At 62.2% G+C, this 17361-nt stretch carries 16 protein-coding genes and 2 riboswitches; of the genes, 2 read left to right on the top strand and 14 right to left on the bottom strand.

What is annotated here, in order from left to right; genetic code table 11:
- Positions 1-13: 13 nt before the first annotated feature.
- Complete coding sequence (locus tag ACG74X_RS14920; protein WP_411235861.1) at positions 14-769, top strand: hypothetical protein; 756 nt, start codon at positions 14-16, stop codon at positions 767-769.
- Positions 770-893: 124 nt separating this feature from the next.
- On the opposite strand, the gene cobF is transcribed toward ACG74X_RS14920, so the two are convergent.
- From cobF to cbiE, 6 genes are all read right to left on the bottom strand, one after another.
- Entirely contained in the window at positions 894-1634 is a 741-nt protein-coding gene (cobF, locus tag ACG74X_RS14915) for a precorrin-6A synthase (deacetylating) (protein ID WP_411235859.1), read from the bottom strand.
- A gap of 46 nt (positions 1635-1680) precedes the next feature.
- Entirely contained in the window at positions 1681-2361 is a 681-nt protein-coding gene (locus tag ACG74X_RS14910) for an energy-coupling factor ABC transporter permease (RefSeq protein WP_411235858.1), read from the bottom strand.
- A 54-nt stretch (positions 2362-2415) separates the two neighbouring features.
- A riboswitch (cobalamin riboswitch) is annotated at positions 2416-2596 on the bottom strand.
- An 83-nt stretch (positions 2597-2679) separates the two neighbouring features.
- Complete coding sequence (locus ACG74X_RS14905) at positions 2680-3993, bottom strand: cobyrinate a,c-diamide synthase (protein WP_411235857.1); 1314 nt, start codon at positions 3991-3993, stop codon at positions 2680-2682.
- Entirely contained in the window at positions 3986-4780 is a 795-nt protein-coding gene (gene cobM / locus ACG74X_RS14900; RefSeq protein ID WP_411235856.1) for a precorrin-4 C(11)-methyltransferase, read from the bottom strand. Before cobM ends, ACG74X_RS14905 begins: the two co-directional genes overlap by 8 nt.
- The gene (locus ACG74X_RS14895) at positions 4777-5160 is read right to left on the bottom strand and encodes a cobalamin biosynthesis protein (RefSeq protein ID WP_411235855.1); all 384 of its coding nucleotides are present in this window, start codon (positions 5158-5160) and stop codon (positions 4777-4779) included. The genes cobM and ACG74X_RS14895 overlap by 4 nt, the downstream gene beginning before the upstream one ends.
- Positions 5142-6341: a precorrin-6y C5,15-methyltransferase (decarboxylating) subunit CbiE gene (cbiE, locus tag ACG74X_RS14890; RefSeq protein ID WP_411235854.1), complete on the bottom strand. Its 1200-nt coding sequence runs from the start codon at positions 6339-6341 to the stop codon at positions 5142-5144. The genes ACG74X_RS14895 and cbiE overlap by 19 nt, the downstream gene beginning before the upstream one ends.
- On the opposite strand from cbiE, the gene ACG74X_RS14885 reads away from it, so the two are divergent.
- Positions 6340-7095, top strand: coding sequence for a cobalt-precorrin-6A reductase (locus ACG74X_RS14885; protein ID WP_411235853.1), 756 nt, complete (start codon positions 6340-6342; stop codon positions 7093-7095). The genes cbiE and ACG74X_RS14885 overlap by 2 nt on opposite strands.
- Here the strand turns inward: ACG74X_RS14885 and cobJ are convergent.
- The 8 genes from cobJ to ACG74X_RS14845 form a co-directional block, all read right to left on the bottom strand.
- On the bottom strand, positions 7068-7820 hold the full coding sequence (gene cobJ / locus ACG74X_RS14880; RefSeq protein ID WP_411235852.1) for a precorrin-3B C(17)-methyltransferase: 753 nt from the start codon (positions 7818-7820) through the stop codon (positions 7068-7070). The genes ACG74X_RS14885 and cobJ overlap by 28 nt on opposite strands.
- A complete protein-coding gene (gene cobI, locus ACG74X_RS14875) occupies positions 7817-8548 on the bottom strand; it encodes a precorrin-2 C(20)-methyltransferase (protein WP_411235851.1) in 732 nt (243 codons plus the stop codon). The genes cobJ and cobI overlap by 4 nt, the downstream gene beginning before the upstream one ends.
- Positions 8545-9174, bottom strand: coding sequence for a precorrin-8X methylmutase (locus ACG74X_RS14870; RefSeq protein ID WP_411235850.1), 630 nt, complete (start codon positions 9172-9174; stop codon positions 8545-8547). Before ACG74X_RS14870 ends, cobI begins: the two co-directional genes overlap by 4 nt.
- Entirely contained in the window at positions 9171-10301 is a 1131-nt protein-coding gene (gene cobG / locus ACG74X_RS14865) for a precorrin-3B synthase (protein ID WP_411235849.1), read from the bottom strand. The genes ACG74X_RS14870 and cobG overlap by 4 nt, the downstream gene beginning before the upstream one ends.
- Positions 10298-13603, bottom strand: a complete 3306-nt coding sequence (gene cobN / locus ACG74X_RS14860; protein ID WP_411235848.1) for a cobaltochelatase subunit CobN — start codon at positions 13601-13603, stop codon at positions 10298-10300. The genes cobG and cobN overlap by 4 nt, the downstream gene beginning before the upstream one ends.
- 5 nt (positions 13604-13608) lie before the next feature.
- On the bottom strand, positions 13609-14667 hold the full coding sequence (gene cobW, locus ACG74X_RS14855; protein WP_411235847.1) for a cobalamin biosynthesis protein CobW: 1059 nt from the start codon (positions 14665-14667) through the stop codon (positions 13609-13611).
- Between the two features lies 1 nt (position 14668).
- Positions 14669-15055, bottom strand: a complete 387-nt coding sequence (locus ACG74X_RS14850) for a DUF1636 family protein (RefSeq protein WP_411235846.1) — start codon at positions 15053-15055, stop codon at positions 14669-14671.
- A gap of 92 nt (positions 15056-15147) precedes the next feature.
- A riboswitch (cobalamin riboswitch) is annotated at positions 15148-15355 on the bottom strand.
- 47 nt (positions 15356-15402) lie between these two features.
- On the bottom strand, positions 15403-17316 hold the full coding sequence (locus ACG74X_RS14845) for a TRAP transporter permease (protein WP_411235845.1): 1914 nt from the start codon (positions 17314-17316) through the stop codon (positions 15403-15405).
- Positions 17317-17361 lie beyond the last annotated feature (45 nt).

Genomic DNA, 17361 nt, shown 5'->3' with positions numbered 1-17361 from the left:
GCGCTTGTCTTCGATGGTCGATCAAGCAAACCCGGAACGGGTGCGCATCATCGAAACTGACAGTGACCACCATCTGCGGGTTACACACGGTGTAGTCACCAGCCAATCGGCCCCGATGGCAGTCATTGAAAGCGCCCTTGGTCTCACACCTGACCTTTCCGGGATGCTCGGCAATCGCAAGGTTTTGATTGTGGAACGCGGCACCGATGCGCTGATCTTGAGCAAGCTATCCGGCCTATTGACCAGAGGCGACAAGGTGGGGCTATCAGATCACATTTATATGTGGCCTGCGCAGACGTCCACCAAGGCACCGATCTATGCGGCGTTCGCCATCGGCCAGAGATGGAATGCCGGCGTGCTACTCGACACCGATGAAGCAGGCCACCAAGCACACGAGAAAATCAAAGCTATGAACCTGAAAGCATATTCCGACGATACTGGCCATGAGTTTCGGGTGTTCATGCTTGGGGACGCAGCCGGTGTGAAGAAAACCGATGTTGCGATCGAAGATCTGTTTCCAGATGAGTGGTATCTAGATTGCATCAATCGTGCCTACGGACTGGCGCTCAGGCTGGAAGACCTTCCCGAAGATGGTTCAACTTTGATTGCCAAGCGCGTCGAGATGGCCATGAAGCAGCGCCAAGGGCGCGACCTCAAGAAGAAGGATGTCCTCACCGAAATGTTGAAGGACTTCGACAGCTGGAACGAGATCAGCGATCTGCCGAAGGGCACTGCTACTTGTGCAGGGCGCTTGCCCGAGTCTCATTAATTTGGTCTCATTATTGGCGAGTTCCGACACGCTGCGTGGGTACGGCATTATTTTCGCGTAATCAGGGTTATGTAATATGGATGCACAGCAGATGACTGACAGAGGGATCATCCTCCGCAGCCTGTCACGATCTGCGCATCAGATATGTGTCCATGATCCAACCATGTTCGGCACGCGCAGCAGAACGGAGTGCTGGAATCTGCTCGGCGGCGTCTGTCAAGGCACCGTGCCACAACACCTGTTGCGGCATGCCCAGAAAGGCTCCCCACCAGATGGTGATATACGTCGGGTCCAGTTGACGAAAGCTGCAATCCGCATCGAGCAGGACAACCACCGTCTCCGCCTCGGCGGGCCAACCGTGATCGCGCAGGCGTCGACCCGTGGTCACATGAACAGGTCCATTCACCGTGTTCAGCGGGATCGCATGGGCCGCCGTCAACGCCTGAATCGCCGTTATTCCCGGCACAACCCGCATCTGTGGCGGCGGCGACAGGCGCGCGGCGATGCGCAGGGTGCTGTCGTAAAGCGCCGGATCTCCCCATACCAAAAGCGCAACTGGCCCCGTGACACCAGCCGCTCCCAGGGCCGCCTGCCAGCGTTCGGCAATACGGTCATGCCATGCGGCAACCCGGTCTTGATAGGGCAAATTCGGATCGCGGACCGGATATTGAAAGGGAATGATCCGCGCTTTTGTGCCGCTGGCTGCGATAATGCCAAGCCGCAGCTGTGCCAAATCATCTTTATCCGTGCCTTTGTGCGGCACAAGGACGATTGCGGCATCACGAAGCGCCTGCATGCCCGCGCCTGTCACATGGTCAGGGTTGCCAGTGCCGATCCCGATCAGCCAGAGATGTTCGATGGTCATTACAAGCGGACGGATCCGGGCCGACAGGCGGCCCAGATCCCATCGCTTAGGCAGCGTTGTTGTATAAGCGGTGCGTGAACAGGCCGCGAACACCACCGCCCCGCAGCGCCTTGGCCCCGGCCAGAACCGCAAGATCGGCGATCGGTTCGATCACCACGACCAGCATATAGGCCAATCCAAAGGTCCAGACGGCGTTAAGGTTGTCCGCCCCGAACCCCTGACCGTAAAACGCCCAGAACGCCACCCAGGCGACGACACCGCCCTGATAGGCGACTGACATTTTGAACACATCTGCATAAGCCAGATCGACATAGGCGCGATCCCGCGGGATGATCCTGTGAGCCAGCGCATCAATGGCGAAAAGCGGCACCAATAACGTGGTGACGTTGACGAAATACATCGGCAGGTCTGTCGGAGCAAAGAACATGCCCTGCACCAAAAGCCCCAATGCCAGACCCACAGCCGAAGGTGCCGCCCCCAGCAGCAGGAACAGCGTTGTGCCAAGAATGAAATGCACCTCGGACACACCAACCGCGAAATGGGGCAACAGTTCGAAAAACACGAAAACGCCGATTGTGGCCAATACTGTCCGCGTGGCGAAAGATGCGATAGTATGGCTGGATAGATCGTTGGCGATCAGTTTGAAAGAATACCCTGCAGCTGCAGCCGCAGTGCCATAGGCAAATACCATTTTGGCGCCGTCAACGACGCCGGGTTCAATATGCATGAGACACGTCCCTTGTTAAGTCGCCCCTCCGGCGACGGGTGATTTGATGAAGGCAAACGCCTTCGGTTTCACGGCAGGTCTCCTGACTTGCGGGTCAATGCGCGCGGGCCCTTCCCAGCCATTCGGCCAGTGGTTTTGCCATTGCGCTCACCGCTTACAGTTGCGGGGGCAGTCCGGGTCTTTCACCCGATTCCCTTTTAGCCACATGCGTGGCACCGTGTTTTCACGTTACGTCAAACCGCTCTGTCTCGCAAAGGATATTTCCCGTATCAAAGCTGTGACAGCGCAGGGCGCGATCTGAGGCTCGATCAAAATTGGTCATGGTTTTTCTTGCGTGATCAGATGAAAGAAAGTGCCCGACACACGCCCGCGATGCGACCCGGTTTCCGCCACCGGATTGCCATCGGCATCGGCCACCTGCGCCAATGGGGCGTCTGGCTGATCAAGGATTGTGGAATAGTGGTATTCATGGCCGCGCAGCAGCACACCCGGATCGAAGCCCGGCAAGCGGGCCAGCAACCGGGCCTGCCGATAGCCCAGATGGAATTTCCGTTTTTCATAGCTGGTGACCAGACCAAGAAGTCCGGCCATCTTGTGACAGCGGCCCTCCTTGTCGACCAAGGCAGCGCCCAGGGCCATATAGCCGCCGCATTCACCATGCACCGGTCGGGTTTCGGCATGGGCTTTCAGTCCGGCGCGAAATATGTCGGCCGCTGCCAGCCGACCGGCGTGCAATTCCGGATAGCCTCCGGGAAGCCAGACCAGATCAGCACGGGCATCCGGCGCTTCATTCGCAAGGGGCGAAAACGGCAAAACCTCGGCCCCGGCAGCGCGCCAGCCTTTGATGAGATGTGGATAGGTGAACGAAAACGCAGCATCCTGCGCCAAAGCGATCCGCTGTGCCGGCGGGCGGGGCATGGTGCCCCCTGTCTGCAATGACCTGCCACATGCCGCAGCCCGGAGTGCAGCGATATCAACATGCTCGCGCAGAAACGCCGCATAGCCCGCGATAGCGGCGTCCAAGTCCGGATGCTCGACCGCCTGGATCAGGCCAAGATGCCGCTCCGGCAAAGTCAGATCCCCGCGGCGTGGCAACGCGCCCAGCACGGTCAGCCCCGCTTGCTCCATCCCCATCCGCGTCAGCCGTTCATGGCGTGGCGATGCAACGCGATTCAGGATCACACCGGCAAAAGGCAAATCGGGCGCATACATGCGAAAGCCCAACGCCGCCGCAGCAGCAGATTGCGCCTGCCCGCTGACATCCACCACCAGCACAACCGGCCACCCCATCCGCAAAGCTGTCTCGGCACTGGTACCAAACCCGGTCTGGCCGCGCGTGGCCACCCCGTCATAAAGCCCCATGGAACCTTCGGCGACGCAGATATCGGCCCCTTCCGCCTGCCCTGCAATCGCGGTCAGCAGTGCATCATCCATGGCCCATGAATCAAGGTTGAACGACGCACGCCCCGAGGCCGCGAGATGAAACGCCGGATCAATATAATCCGGGCCGGATTTGAACGGTTGGACGGTGATCCCCTGATCTGCCAAGGCCCGCAAAAGCCCCAGCATCACGGTCGTCTTGCCCGTCCCCGAAGATGGGGCCGAGATCATGATACCCGGTGCATCAAACATCGGTGTCGCTCCAACCGGCCCAAGGGCTGTGGGCGCTTTGCGGCCGGTAGCGGCGGTCGTAATCCTTGGCATACAGACAGCTGTCGTCAAAACCTTCGCCGCCCAGGGCAGGCCCGACAAGGATCAGCGCAGTGCGCGTAATGTCCGCATCCATCCGCCCGGCGATATCCGCCAGCGTGCCGCGTATGATCTTTTGGTCCGGCCAGGACGCGCGGAACACGATGGCAACGGGGCATTCTGCACCATAGGCGGGCGTCAGGGCCGCTGTCACATGATCCAGATTCTGGATCGACAGGTGAATGGCCAGCGTCGCGCCGGTGGTGGCGAAATTGGCAAGCGTTTCGCCATCCGGCATCGAAGAGGCCCGCCCGGGCGTACGCGTGAGCACCACCGATTGCGCAAGGCCCGGCAGCGTCAGTTCAACCCCCAACGCGGCGGCAGCGGCGGCAAAGGAGGGCACTCCCGGCGTCACCGACACCGGAATACCAATGTCGCGCAGACGGCGCATCTGTTCGCCCATGGCCGACCAGACAGACAGATCACCGGAATGAAGCCGCGCCACATCCTGCCCCGCATCATGCGCCTGCTGCATCTCTGCGATGATGGCATCCAGATCCATCGGAGCCGTGTTCACGACACGCGCGCCTTTTGGGCAATGGCGCAGGATCTCTTCAGGCACCAGCGATCCGGCATAGAGGCAAACCGGACACGCCGCGATCAGATCCCGTCCGCGGAGCGTCAGCAAATCCGGCGCTCCGGGGCCTGCGCCGATAAAGTGAATGGTCATGTTCCCTCTCCTTCTGCGATGGCGCAGCTCGCCATTCGGTCGGGTGAAATGTGCCGGACCCCGATCAGCCGCGCGCCGGGACCGGCCGCCGCCAGCGCTGCTGCCTCGGCAACGCTGCCGGTGCCATAGGCGGATTGCGACGCGCAGGACTGCGTAAGAGTGACCTGCGCGATCAACTGCTTTTGCGGCACGGGACGCAAGGCCAGCCCCAGCGTTCTGGCCAAAGCGATGAACGCGGCATGACGTGCCTTGATTTCGGCGGTGGCCAAAAGATCGGGCGCAATATTTGCGCCTGCCAGCATAAGCGCCGCGCGCAAACTTTCGATCGTCGCACCGCTGCGAAACCCGAACCCTGCCGCGATCATAACGTCACGCTCCATTGAACCACCGGGTAGCTGGCGGTCCAGCCACGCCGCGTTCCCAACGGCGTCGCCCGTGCCAGTTCGATGCGCAGCATCTCTCCGCCCAGGCCCGCATGGGCCTGCGTCAGCAAGGCTTCGGACTCCAATGTCACTGCATGGGCGACGATCCGTGTGCCCGTGGCAAGATGCGTTTCAAACCAATCCAGCAGCCCGTGTGACACGCCGCCTCCGACAAAAACAGCGTCCGGCACTGGTAAATCGGCCAGGGCCTCGGGGGCGCGGCCCTGCACAACGGCCAGACGGTCCACACCAAGCTGCGCGGCGTTGCGGGTGATCCGGGCCGCACGATCCGAACGCGGCTCTATGGATGTTGCAGCAAGGCTGGGATGGCTGAGCAGCCACTCGATCCCGACAGACCCCGATCCGCCGCCGATATCCCACAAATGCTCAAACGGGCGCGGGGCCAATGCCGACAGCGCCAAGGCACGCATGGGCCGCTTGGTCATCTGCCCGTCGCTGTCGAACCACCCGTCAGACCGCCCACTGGCAACGGACACCACCTGGCCCGCGCCGCTTATGCGGATCGCGGCACAAACCGGATGGGCAAAGGCGAGATCCGGCAAATCCGAGGCAAGCGCGTCTGTGCGCCGTTCGCGCGGGCCACCTATAGATTCGTGAACCACAAAGTCAGACGCTCCGAACCCGGCCTGACACAAATACGCTGCCAGCTCCTGAACCGCCGCTCCATCACGCAACAGCACGATGATCCGCTGTCCGGGTGCAAGCACCGGACGCAGCCGTGCCAGCGGCGCGGCATGAAGCCCGAAACACGCTGTGTGCTCAAGTGGCCAGCCCATGCGCGCCGCCACCAGCGAAAAGGTCGACGGGCCGGGCAACGCTGTCCATTCATGCGGGGCCAGCTGTTGCGCGATGCGACTGCCAGCGCCAAACCAGAACGGATCGTTAGAGGCCAATACCGCCACCCGTTGCCCGCGCAGCCCCAAAAGCTGTGCGATGCCATCGGCAAAGGGCACGGGCCAGGGGATCAGCTTGGCCTTGATCTGTGGCAACAGCCCCAGATGCCGGGTCGGCCCCATCACCACCTCTGCCGCATCAAGTGCTGCAAGGCTTGCGCGCGGCAAACCATCCGGCGCATCTTCGCCCACACCGATGATGGTCAGCCAAGGAGCATCAGCCATGACGAAAAACCTTCTGGTGCTTGGCGGCACAACCGAGGCAACCGCGCTTTGCCAAAATCTGGCGCGTTCGGGCATTTCTGCGACCGTCTCTTTTGCGGGCCGGGTGTCGCAACCGAAGCGCACACCGCTGCCACAGCGCGTGGGTGGCTTTGGCGGCATCCCGGGGCTTTTGGCATATCTGAGCGCCCACGCCATCACCCATGTCATTGATGCAACCCACCCGTTTGCCGCCCGGATGAGCCGCAACGCCGTGGCGGCCTGTGCGCAGGCAGACATTCCACTGATCGCCTTGACCCGTCCGCAATGGCAGCCCGAAACCGGCGATAATTGGACCCATGTGCCGGATATTGCCAGCGCAGTCGCAGCACTGGACCGACCGGCAACGCGCATCCTGCTGGCGATTGGGCGCATGCATCTGACCGCGTTTGCGGTCCATCCGCAGCATTTCTATCTGTTGCGCCTGGTTGATGCCCCGGATACGCCGCCGCCCTTTAGACATTACGAGATCGTGCAGGATCGTGGGCCGTTCAGCATTGCAGGCGATCTGGCCCTGATGACGGCGCATCGCATCGACCTGGTTGTGTCCAAGAATTCTGGCGGCACCGGTGCCAACGCCAAGATCAAAGCGGCGCGGCAGTTGGGGCTGCCTGTTCTCATGATCGACCGCCCGTCGCTTCCGGCGCGGCCCGAGGCCCATTCGGTGTCTGACGTTCTGGATTGGCTCAATCATACGGACACTGACCGGGGCGTGTAGACAAAAGCGGTCCCGGTGCGAGGGATCAACCGCGTGGCGGCGCTTCCGACCAGCACCATGGTCCGCATATCGGCCATGTCCGGACGTGCCTCTGGCAAGGTCACAATGCGAACGGTCTCATCCACCGTCGATACCGCGCGGGCGAATATCACCGGGCGCGTGTCACCGCAGGTTTCGTTAAGAATGTCCAAAGCACGGGCAAACCCCTCGGGTCGTGCCCTGGAGCGAGGGTTATAAAAGGCCATTGCGAAATCGGCCTCTGCCGCAAGACGCAATCGCTTTTCTATAAGTGCCCAGGGTTTCAAATTGTCGCTTAGGTTAATCGCACAGAAATCATGCCCAAGAGGCGCACCGACACGGGCGGCGGCGGCCAACATCGCCGTGATCCCCGGCAGCACCTGAATGTTGAGCGCGCGCCAATGGGGCGGTCCGGCCTCCACGGCCTCGAACACGGCGGAAGCCATTGCAAAGACCCCCGGATCACCAGAGGACACAACCACAACGCGGTGGCCCTTGCTTGCCATCTCAAGCGCGTGACGGGCGCGGTCCAGTTCGACCCGGTTGTCGCTGGAATGCAGCGTCAGGCCAAGGCGCGGCGCGATGCGCGCGACGTAGGGAATATACCCCACCACGTCTGTCGCCTCTGCAAGCGCGTCGGCAACCTGCGGTGTTATCAGGTCGTCTGCTCCCGGCCCCAGACCGGCAATCGTCAGTGACCCGCTCATGGCCGCCGCCCGTTGCCGTGCACCAGCACAATCGAAAAATACGGGGTGACGCGACCCTCCGCTTCGGACAGTTTTTGCACGGTCTGGCCGTCCATGCTGGCATATTCCACCAGCCAGGCCGTCCCGTATCGGCCCGCACGGCGCAGAGCATTGCGCACCTTGTCGATATTGCGCCCGATCTTCATCAGAACCACGGCATCGGCGGCCTTTATGTGACGGACCAGCGTGTCTTCGGGCAGGGTTGCCATCACAACGCTCAACACGTCATCGCCCCATGTGATCGGCTGACCCGACGCTGTCCAGGCGGCTGACATGCCGGTCGTGGCTGGCACCACGTTGACTATGACATCGCCTTTCAACCTCTCATACAGATGCATGAAAGAGCCGTAAAAGAACGGGTCCCCCTCACACAGCACGACAACATCCTCACCATCATTCACAAGGCTGCGCAGATGCGCGGTGCAGTTTGTATAAAACGCCGACAAGGCCGCGTTGTAATCGGGATGCGCGACAGGAATTTCGGTCGTGACCGGATATTCCATCGCAAATTCCACTACGTTTGCCGGCAACAACCCGGCCACCAAACGGCGCGCCCGACCCGGTCGGCCCGCCTTGCGAAAGAACGCAACATGGCGCGCGCTTGTCACCATACGATGCGCGCGGACGCTCATGAGGTCAGGATCGCCAGGACCAAGCCCAACGCCATGTATCGTGCCCTGTCGCGTCATTCCGTGCGGCTCGCGATGGCATTGATCCCGGCGACGGTTATGGCACTGCCGCCCAGACGCCCTTCAACGATACAACAGGGCGCAGGCTGGTCTGTCCAAAGCGCATCCTTGCTTTCGCGCGCCCCGACAAACCCAACCGGGCAACCAATGATGGCCGCCGGGCGCGGGCATGTCGGGTCTTTCAGCATGTTCAGCAAATGAAACAACGCGGTCGGCGCATTGCCAATGGCAACCAGCGCGCCCTTGAGATGCGGGCGCCAAAGTTCCAGCGCGGCGGCGGACCGGGTGTTTGACATCTCGCGCGCCAAATGCGGAACCTGTGCATCCCAAAGCGTGCAGATCACCTGATTGTCGGCGGGCAAACGCGCGCGCGTCACCCCTTCGCTGACCATGCGTGCGTCGCACAAGACCGGTGCTCCGGCCATCAGTGCGGCGCGTGCGGCATAGGCAAAATCCGGCGACAGGCGGATGTGACGCTCCAGCCCGACCATTCCGGCGGCATGAATCATCCGCACGGCAATCGGTTCTTGCTCGGCGGTAAACCGCGACAGATCGGCTTCGGCCCGGATCATCGCAAAGGATTGCGCATAGATTGCGGCGCCATCGGTTTCGTAAGTATAGGTCATTTGGGTCCGTTCATTGCGGCCAGAGCATCGTCTGAGCCAAGCGCGTATCGCTCGGGCGTGGTGTCGGTGCCACCGTTGCGCACCAGATCAAAACGGCCGTCGCGTCCGATGAGTGTGACATCCGCAGGCCGTTGGCGGGCGCACCCCTTGGCGCACCCGGACACGTGCAACCGGCCTTTGACAAAGGGGGCAAGCCGCCGCGCAAGATCGCGTGTTTCCACACTGGCCGACGGGCAATATGGCGCACCGGGACAGGCATCGACACGCATCAAAGGATCATGAAGATCAATGACAAATGCCGCATCGTCCGGAACGGTCCCGCCTTCCAGAAAAAGCATCCGCCAGGGTGTGACACGGATCGCGGGCACGCCCTGCGCCCTGATCACGCGCGCCAGAGCGGTGGCATCGACCTGCCCGAATGGCACACCGATCATCGCGCCCTTGCGCTGCAAGCCGATCTCGGGCGCGGGCGCGCCAGGTGCGACGGGTGTCGTGCACCATTGGGCAGGCAGCGTGGTTTCGGCAATGACCCGTGCCATGCGGCGTCGATCCGGTGTAATACGCGCGGCCAGCCACTCTGCCATCTCGATCAGCGCGGGAATCGCGGTATCTTCGGCAATCGCCCGTCCCGCCAACGCCCCATCGGCGCGCAGGCTCAACCCCGATGCCGTTTGCTCGATCCGGATGTCCGCGCTGTTCTGGGTCAGCACCGGGCGCGCGCCGCAATCCACGGCAAACCCGATTTTGGCAGGCAGCTCCGGCAACTCTGCAAGCCGGGCAAGCAAGGCCTGCGTCAACCGGTAGGTGATGTCCCCCGGCTGCCAGAACGGCGCGACCAGTATGTTGCGCCGCGCTTCGAATGCGGGGTCGGCATCAATCAGGTCCAACCTGGCCAGGGCGGCCACCAGATGCGCGTGATCGGCCTCGGCAACGCCCCGGATCTGCAAATTGGCGCGGTTGGTCAGATCAAGATAGCCATGACCATGGTGCCGGGCCAGATCACACAGACCCAACGCCTGCGCCGCTGTCAATCGGGCCAGGCGCGGACGGATGCGCACCACCAACCCATCGGCGGCCATCATCGGGCGATGGGCACCGGGACACCAGCCCTTGATCACCGCGGTCATGCGCGCGACCCTAGGCTGGCGATAACGGAATTGCGCCGCGTCTGCCAAAGCCCGGCCTCCCGCAGCGCCCTGAACCGGTCTTGCATGGCGCGATATGCCTGCGGGTTTGCGTCCTGCAGAAAGCCCTCTGTTTCCGGATCACCCAGCGTGGCGTCGTGATACAGATCGAACAGATGCGGCGGTACGGCACCAGCCAGATGCGCGAAACTGGCCATGTGATCCAGCGTCGCGGCGATCTCGGCAGCCCCTCGAAATCCGTGCTGTTTCATCCCGTCGATCCAAACCGGATTGGCCGCACGGGCCCGGACGACGCGGGCAATCTCTTCGGTCAGCGCGCGCGCTCTTGGTGTTTCAGGGGTCGTGTTGTCCAGATGATACAGCGCGGCCTTGCCCCCCGTAATGGCCTTTGCGGCGGCAAAACCGGCTTCATGCGTGGCATAATCGCGCGCCAACAGCAGATCGGTTTCGGGCAGATCCTGCGGATGGATAAAACTGTCCGCTTGGGCCACGCGGTCGCGGATGCCAGCCGTGTTACGGGTTGCCACATCGCCGTCCAGCGCCCAGGCGCTTGCACTCAGCCAGGCCAACCCCGCCTCTTCGCGGCCCAGATCGCTGTAATCGTCCAAAGCCGCACCAATCCCTAGCCCAAACTGCCCCGGTGCCGGTCCATAGACCCGCGCCAGATCGCCAAGCGTCACATACGGGTTCCAGTCGGCGGCTTCGTCACGGGCCGCCAGGATGCGCACGGCTTGGGCAAACAATGCCGACAAGGTCGGGAACACATCGCGGAACAGGCCCGAAACCCGCAAGGTGACGTCGATACGCGGGCGGTCCATCTCGGCCAGTGGCAGAACCTCGATACCGGACACACGTTCTGATCCGGCATCCCAGATCGGGCGCACCCCCAGCAAATGCAGCGCCATGGCGAATTCCTCTCCGGCCGTGCGCATAGTGGCAGAGCCCCACAGATCAACGATCAGGCCACGCGGCCAGTCGCCCTCGTCCTGCAAATGCCGCCGGATCAATTCATCAGCCAGCCGAACACCCTGGGCATACGCCGCGCGTGTGGGCACGGCGCGTGGATCGGTTGTAAACAGGTTCCGACCTGTCGGCAGCACGTCGCGGCGCCCGCGATACGGCGAACCCGAGGGACCGGGCGCGATACGCAGCCCCGCCAACGCGTCCAGCAATGCTTGCCGTTCGCCCGCCACCGATTGTGATGTGGCAAAGGGGGCTGCTTCGCGCGGTGTTCGGCCCCAGACATGCAAACCCTTGCCGAACTGGCTTTCCTTGATGTCACAGACAAAGCGGTCGATCTGCGTGATCGCTTCTGCACTGCAACTGGCCCGTTCCAGACCCAGATCGTCTTCCAGCCCGAGTGCCTGCGCCTCTTCACGAATATCGCCTTGCAACCGGTCGCGCCGTCGCGGATCAAGCCCATCGGCGTTGGAGAATTCGTCCAGCAGCGCTTCCAGCCGGATCAGTGGCTCGGGTGTGCCACTGGTGCGCAAAGGCGGCGGAATATGGCCCAGCGTGACCGCACCGATGCGGCGTTTGGCCTGCGCAGCCTCGCCCGGATCATTGACGATGAACGGATAGATCACCGGCAGCGATCCGGTCAGGCATTCGGGCCAGCACGTCGCGGACAAGGCCACAGATTTACCCGGCAGCCACTCTAACGTGCCATGCGCGCCGATATGCACCAGCGCGTCGGCGTGGCGCTGCAACCAGAGATAGAACGCGACATAGCCGTGACGCGGGGTGCGGGCCAGATCGTGATAGCTGTCCTCTCGACCTTCAGGCGTGGCGCGTTCCGGCTGAAGCGCAATCCACACCCGACCGCGCCGGACCGCGGCAAAGTGGAACGCGCCATCCCGGAAAGATGGGTCCGTTTCGGGATCACCCCAAACCTCTGCCAGCGTGTCGCGCAAGCCCTGCGGCAATCGCGCCAACGCCGCGCGATACGCCTCTAACGGCCAGGCGGTGCGGTGCGTTGCCAGGGCATCGTGTAACGGTGTCTCCTCTGTGCCGATGTCATAGCCTGCCATTCCCAGATCGCTCAGGATTGACCTGGCCGATTGCGGCGCATCAAGCCCGACCGCATGACCCATGTTCCAATCCTTGCCGGGATACGTGGACAAAACCAGCGCCACGCGCCGCTTTGCAGCTGGCAATGCGGCAAGCCGGGTCCACCCCTGAACACGATCGGCGATTGCATTGATGCGTTCGGCATCGGCCCGATGCGCAAAGCGGGAATATTGCAAATCCGCATCGCGCTTGCCCGGGTCCTTAAAGCTCGCCACACCAGCCATAATGCGGCCATCGACCTCTGGCAGCACCACATGCATCGCAAGATCGGCCGGCGACAGGCCCCGTTCTGCACCGGCCCATGCCTTGCGCGTCGATGTGGCCAAAGCCACCTGAAAGACCGGCACGCCTGCCACGTCCAGCGGCGACGTGCCCGCCGCGCCTTTGCCGGAAAAGGCGGTTGCATTCACAATCGCCACAGGTGCCAGCAGCGCAACCTGACGGCGCAGCCAGCCCGCAGCCTCGGGTGTTTTGAGCGATGCGGCAAACAGCGAAACCACGTCAAACCCGCGTGCGCGAAAGGCCGCAAACAACGATGTGATGGGCGCAAGGTCAGCGGCGACAAGGTAAGAGCGGTAAAAGACGATCAAGATGCGCGGCTTGCCGGCCCGGGCCGCCTCGGTCCCCAGCGCCTGAACCGGGCAACAGGTGCCCTCCTCGGGTGTCCATGACCCCACCGGCGGCAGGGACACGGTGCTTTGCACCGGACCCGCCTCCAGCCCCGCCGCCTGCGCCATATGCGCCAGCACGGCCTGCGCGGCGACCGTCCCGCCCGTGTCACACAGCCGCGCCAGCCGCGTTAACACAGGTTTGGTCACAGTCGAGATTTCGTCCAGACGGCGGTCTTCGCGCCCGTCAGCGGGCAGCACGGCCAGCGCGATGTGTTTCTGCTGCGCCAGCGCCCGGATCTGTTGCAATCCGTAGGGCCAATACGGCACGCCACCGATCAGACGGACAAGTATGGCTTTGGCACCGCTAAGCGTTTGGTCGATATAGGTATCGACCGACAATGGATGTTTAAGCGCCACGATATTGGCCAGCCTGAGCGACGGCAAACGGCCCTCTGGCCCACCGCCGCGATGCCAGGCCTCCGCGAATGCGCCTAGATCGGAATCCGACAGCGACAACACCACCAGATCCGCAGGCTCTTGCCCCACGTCAAAGGGTGTCTCGCTCTCTTCCAGACCGTGACTTTCGCGAAAGACCACATGCATGGCGGCTACTCTGCAGCCCTGGCAGGGACTGACCGCAGCGCTGTATGGATCACATCCGCGTTGATATCCTCATGTTCGGCAATCACCACCAGCCGTCCCTCGCGGGCCTCGTCAGGGTGCCAGGCGCGGTCAAACTGATGCCGGACACGGGCACCTACGGCTTGTACCAAAAGGCGCATCGGCTTGCCTGCGACAGCGGCATAGCCCTTGATCCGCAGAATGTTGTGATCCCGCGCCAGCCCTTCGATGGACGCAACAAGATCGGCGGGATCGTCCAGTTCCGGGATCGTGACGACAATGCTCTCAAAATCGTCATGTTCATGATCATCAGCCCCGTCATGATGCGACGGGCGCGCGTCCAGATCATCTTCTGCTGCGGCCTCCAACCCCAAAATGATACGCGGATCAACCACCCCTTCCGCCACTTCGACCACAGGCACGGTGCGCACGGATTCTGCCGCGATGATCTCTTTTGCACGGGCAACGCCGACAGGCCCGGCCAGATCGGGCTTGGTCAGCAGGATGATATCGGCGCAAGAGATTTGATCGCCGAACACCTCGGACAAAGGCGTTTCGTGGTCGATGCTGTCATCAGCCAGCCTTTGCGCATCCACGCGGGCCACATCCGTGGCAAAGCGCCCTGCCCCGACGGCTTCGGCATCGGCCAGCGCGATGACGCCATCAACAGTGATCTTTGAGCGGATGTCGGGCCAGTCGAACGCCTTGAGCAGCGGCTTGGGCAAGGCCAGACCAGAGGTCTCGATCAGGATATGATCCGGGCGCGGATCAAGCGCCATCAGCGCCTCGATCGTGGGGATGAAATCATCGGCGACGGTGCAGCAAATGCAGCCATTGGCCAGTTCCATGATGTTTTCCGCCGGACAATCGGGGATGGCACAGGATTTCAGGATATCACCGTCGACCCCCACATCGCCGAATTCATTGACAATCACCGCCAGACGCTTGCCGCCGGGATTTTGCATCAGCTGACGGACCAGCGTGGTTTTGCCGGAACCCAGAAATCCGGTGATGACGGTGACGGGAAGTTTCGCAAGGTCTGACATGTTAGTTCTCCAGTGGGGGAAGACGGGCGACACAGTTACGCTTGAAATGCTCGGGACGTTCGCGCCACGGGATCAGGCCATCCGCGGTGGCGTGATAGCGGAGGGCACCGTCCAGGATCATCTCCGGATCGTTGAGTTCATCGCAATTTGCGAACACATAGGTCCAACGCGCGCCACCCCGCAGCGCGATTGTGCACCCATGGTCGCAGTTTTGCAGACATTCGACGGGCGTTACGCGTATCGCGTGAGGCACCGGCAAACGGCGCATTGCGTCGAACAACACCTGCCCTGGCCAGCGGTCATCGCCGGGATCGTCCCGGCCGCGACGGCACTTGGTGCAAATCAGCAATTCAGTTGGATTTTCTGGCAGTTCTGCCGTGTTTGTCATGGCTCTCGGTCCCATATCGCATGGAACGCGGGAACGGATGGCGAGGATACTCCGGCTGCCGGAATCGCCCCGACACCAGAACACCCCGTCCGGTTTCGTCGTCTTGTGCTGGCAGGTCTCCCGGCTTGCGGATTCAGGGCTCTTGGCCCTACGGTCGATCTGCCTTCCCGGCGGCTGCCAGTGGCGGTGATCGACCTTTCCGGTCACGGTCGCGGGGGCGGCTGTTTTGACCGCGATAGATTGCGGCTCAACATTCCCTTTTCACCTGCAGCTGCAGGCACCAACACAGAAGCAGCATTTGCCGAATCCATTGCCACTGTCAAGAACAAGAACAGGCGCGACATGCGCTAGGCGGGTGCGGTCACCGGGTCGGGCCAGCGCAAGCTGGCGATCAGAACCACGGCGGCCATGATTGAGGCCGTCCAACCCGGCAGCAGGGCAAGCACAGCAATCGTGATCCACACTAGGGCCGAGCCCTTCCGAACCATCCGCACGCGTTGATTGGCCGACAGTGCCGCCACCGCGATCACAAACACGATGCCCGAAAACGCGGCATGTGCGATCTCTGCCGTCCCGCCTTGCAACAGCAAACCGGGATAGGCGATGAACAGCATGGGCAGGGCGTAACCGACCCCTCCCAGGCGCAGCGTGTCGCGCGCAACGCGGGTCCACGGAGCCTGGGCGATGGTCGACGACACAAAGACCGCGACACAGACCGGCGGCGTAATAACCGACAGCGCGGCGTAGTAGAGCACAAACAGATGCACCATCACGGGGTCCAGCCCCTGCTGGATCAAGACGGGCGCAAATACAGCAGCGACCAGCACATAGGCAGCCGAGGTCGGCAACCCCATCCCCGCGATCAGACAAACCACCGCCATGATACTGGCGATGGCCCAGATGTTGCCACCGGCAACGCCGATGATCTGCGATGTTACGGCGATGCCGACACCTGTCAGATTGACCATCGCAACAAAAACCTGCGCCGCGACCAGCAGGATACCAACGATAACAACCCCTTTGCCCCCGTCCCGAAACGCGCGCAGCAAGGTGGCCGCGATTTCCGACAAGGTGCCACCCCCGGCCAAGGTGCCGATGCTATAGGCGACGATGATGCCGATCATTCCGAAACAGGCGGTCAACTGGATCGAATTTCCGTTCCAGATGCCCCAGGCCAGCCCCGCGATTCCCGCAAGGATCGGCGCAAGGCGTTGCCAGTTCAACGCAGCCTTCCAGTCCGGCAGATCGGAGGCGTCCACTTGCCCCAGATTGGTGCGTTTGGCGATCAGATGGATCGTGGTGAAGACACCCAAATAGAACAGAAAGGCCGGCATGAACGCCACAGCGGCAATGGTCCAGTAATTCACGCCCACGAGTTCGGCCATGACAAAGGCTGCGGTGCCCATGATGGGTGGTGCCAGCTGACCGCCGGTCGATGCCACGGCCTCGACCCCACCGGCAAAAGGGGCCGGATAGCGAAGCCGCTTCATCAAGGGGATGGTGAAATTCCCCGTGGTCGCGATGTTTGCGACAGACGACCCGGAGATGGACCCAAACAAACCGCTTGCAATGGTCGCGATTTTCGCCGCCCCCCCGGGGCTCGCCCCACCTGCGCGGGCAGACAGATCAAAGAACGTCTGGCCCGCCCCCGTGTGCAACAAAAGCGCTCCGAACAGGATAAAGGCCGCCAGCGTTGTCGAGGCGATCGAGACCAGCATGCCCCAAAGCCCGCGATCCGACAGGAAAATGACCTCGGTGATGTAGTAGATATCAAAGCCACGATGCCCAAACGCGCCGGGAATTGCGTCGCCGAAAAAGGCATACGCGACCATCCCGCCAACGATGATGGGAAACACCAGCGACGCAGTGCGACGGGCCAATTCCAGGATCACGATCAAGGTGCCAAACCCCAACCATACGTCCAGCGGTTCGGCAAAGGGCAGTTGCACCATGATGCGTTCGAAATTCGCGACCACGTAAATCGCGGACGCAATCACCCAAGCCGCCATCAGAATGTCGATCGCAATACCCAGCCCGCGCCAGCGTTTGCCCTGGCCGGTCGGGTAAAGCAGAACAGCCATGATCACGATCAGGCCAACAAACGACGCGCGCTGAATGAGGGTTTCGAACGCGCCAAAAAAAGAGGTGTAGAAAACGAAAAGGCCAATGCCCACAGCAATCGCTTCGGCCGCGCGCATCCGCAGTGATCGGGCCTCGCTATTCCCGGTCGCCAGACCGGGATCAATATCCTGTGTCGCCATTCCGCCCCCCTTCGCATGGCTCAGCCCGCGCAGACCCCCGCGCGG

This window comes from Marivita sp. S0852 (genome assembly GCF_046591575.1).
Lineage (GTDB): Bacteria > Pseudomonadota > Alphaproteobacteria > Rhodobacterales > Rhodobacteraceae > Marivita.
This window is presented reverse-complemented; position numbering and strand designations above follow the sequence as displayed.

What these genes read in the sequence shown, in the direction of transcription:
- ACG74X_RS14905 (WP_411235857.1), bottom strand. Translation starts at nt 3,993, where the DNA reads ATGTTTGATGCACCGGGTATCATGATCTCGGCCCCATCTTCGGGGACG.
- ACG74X_RS14910 (WP_411235858.1), bottom strand. Translation starts at nt 2,361, where the DNA reads ATGCATATTGAACCCGGCGTCGTTGACGGCGCCAAAATGGTATTTGCC.
- ACG74X_RS14850 (WP_411235846.1), bottom strand. Translation starts at nt 15,055, where the DNA reads ATGACAAACACGGCAGAACTGCCAGAAAATCCAACTGAATTGCTGATT.
- ACG74X_RS14845 (WP_411235845.1), bottom strand. Translation starts at nt 17,316, where the DNA reads ATGGCGACACAGGATATTGATCCCGGTCTGGCGACCGGGAATAGCGAG.
- ACG74X_RS14895 (WP_411235855.1), bottom strand. Translation starts at nt 5,160, where the DNA reads ATGGAGCGTGACGTTATGATCGCGGCAGGGTTCGGGTTTCGCAGCGGT.
- cobF (WP_411235859.1), bottom strand. Translation starts at nt 1,634, where the DNA reads ATGACCATCGAACATCTCTGGCTGATCGGGATCGGCACTGGCAACCCT.
- ACG74X_RS14870 (WP_411235850.1), bottom strand. Translation starts at nt 9,174, where the DNA reads ATGACCTATACTTACGAAACCGATGGCGCCGCAATCTATGCGCAATCC.
- cbiE (WP_411235854.1), bottom strand. Translation starts at nt 6,341, where the DNA reads ATGGCTGATGCTCCTTGGCTGACCATCATCGGTGTGGGCGAAGATGCG.
- cobI (WP_411235851.1), bottom strand. Translation starts at nt 8,548, where the DNA reads ATGACGCGACAGGGCACGATACATGGCGTTGGGCTTGGTCCTGGCGAT.
- ACG74X_RS14920 (WP_411235861.1), top strand. Translation starts at nt 14, where the DNA reads ATGGTCGATCAAGCAAACCCGGAACGGGTGCGCATCATCGAAACTGAC.
- cobG (WP_411235849.1), bottom strand. Translation starts at nt 10,301, where the DNA reads ATGACCGCGGTGATCAAGGGCTGGTGTCCCGGTGCCCATCGCCCGATG.
- cobM (WP_411235856.1), bottom strand. Translation starts at nt 4,780, where the DNA reads ATGACCATTCACTTTATCGGCGCAGGCCCCGGAGCGCCGGATTTGCTG.
- cobN (WP_411235848.1), bottom strand. Translation starts at nt 13,603, where the DNA reads ATGCATGTGGTCTTTCGCGAAAGTCACGGTCTGGAAGAGAGCGAGACA.
- cobJ (WP_411235852.1), bottom strand. Translation starts at nt 7,820, where the DNA reads ATGAGCGGGTCACTGACGATTGCCGGTCTGGGGCCGGGAGCAGACGAC.
- ACG74X_RS14885 (WP_411235853.1), top strand. Translation starts at nt 6,340, where the DNA reads ATGACGAAAAACCTTCTGGTGCTTGGCGGCACAACCGAGGCAACCGCG.
- cobW (WP_411235847.1), bottom strand. Translation starts at nt 14,667, where the DNA reads ATGTCAGACCTTGCGAAACTTCCCGTCACCGTCATCACCGGATTTCTG.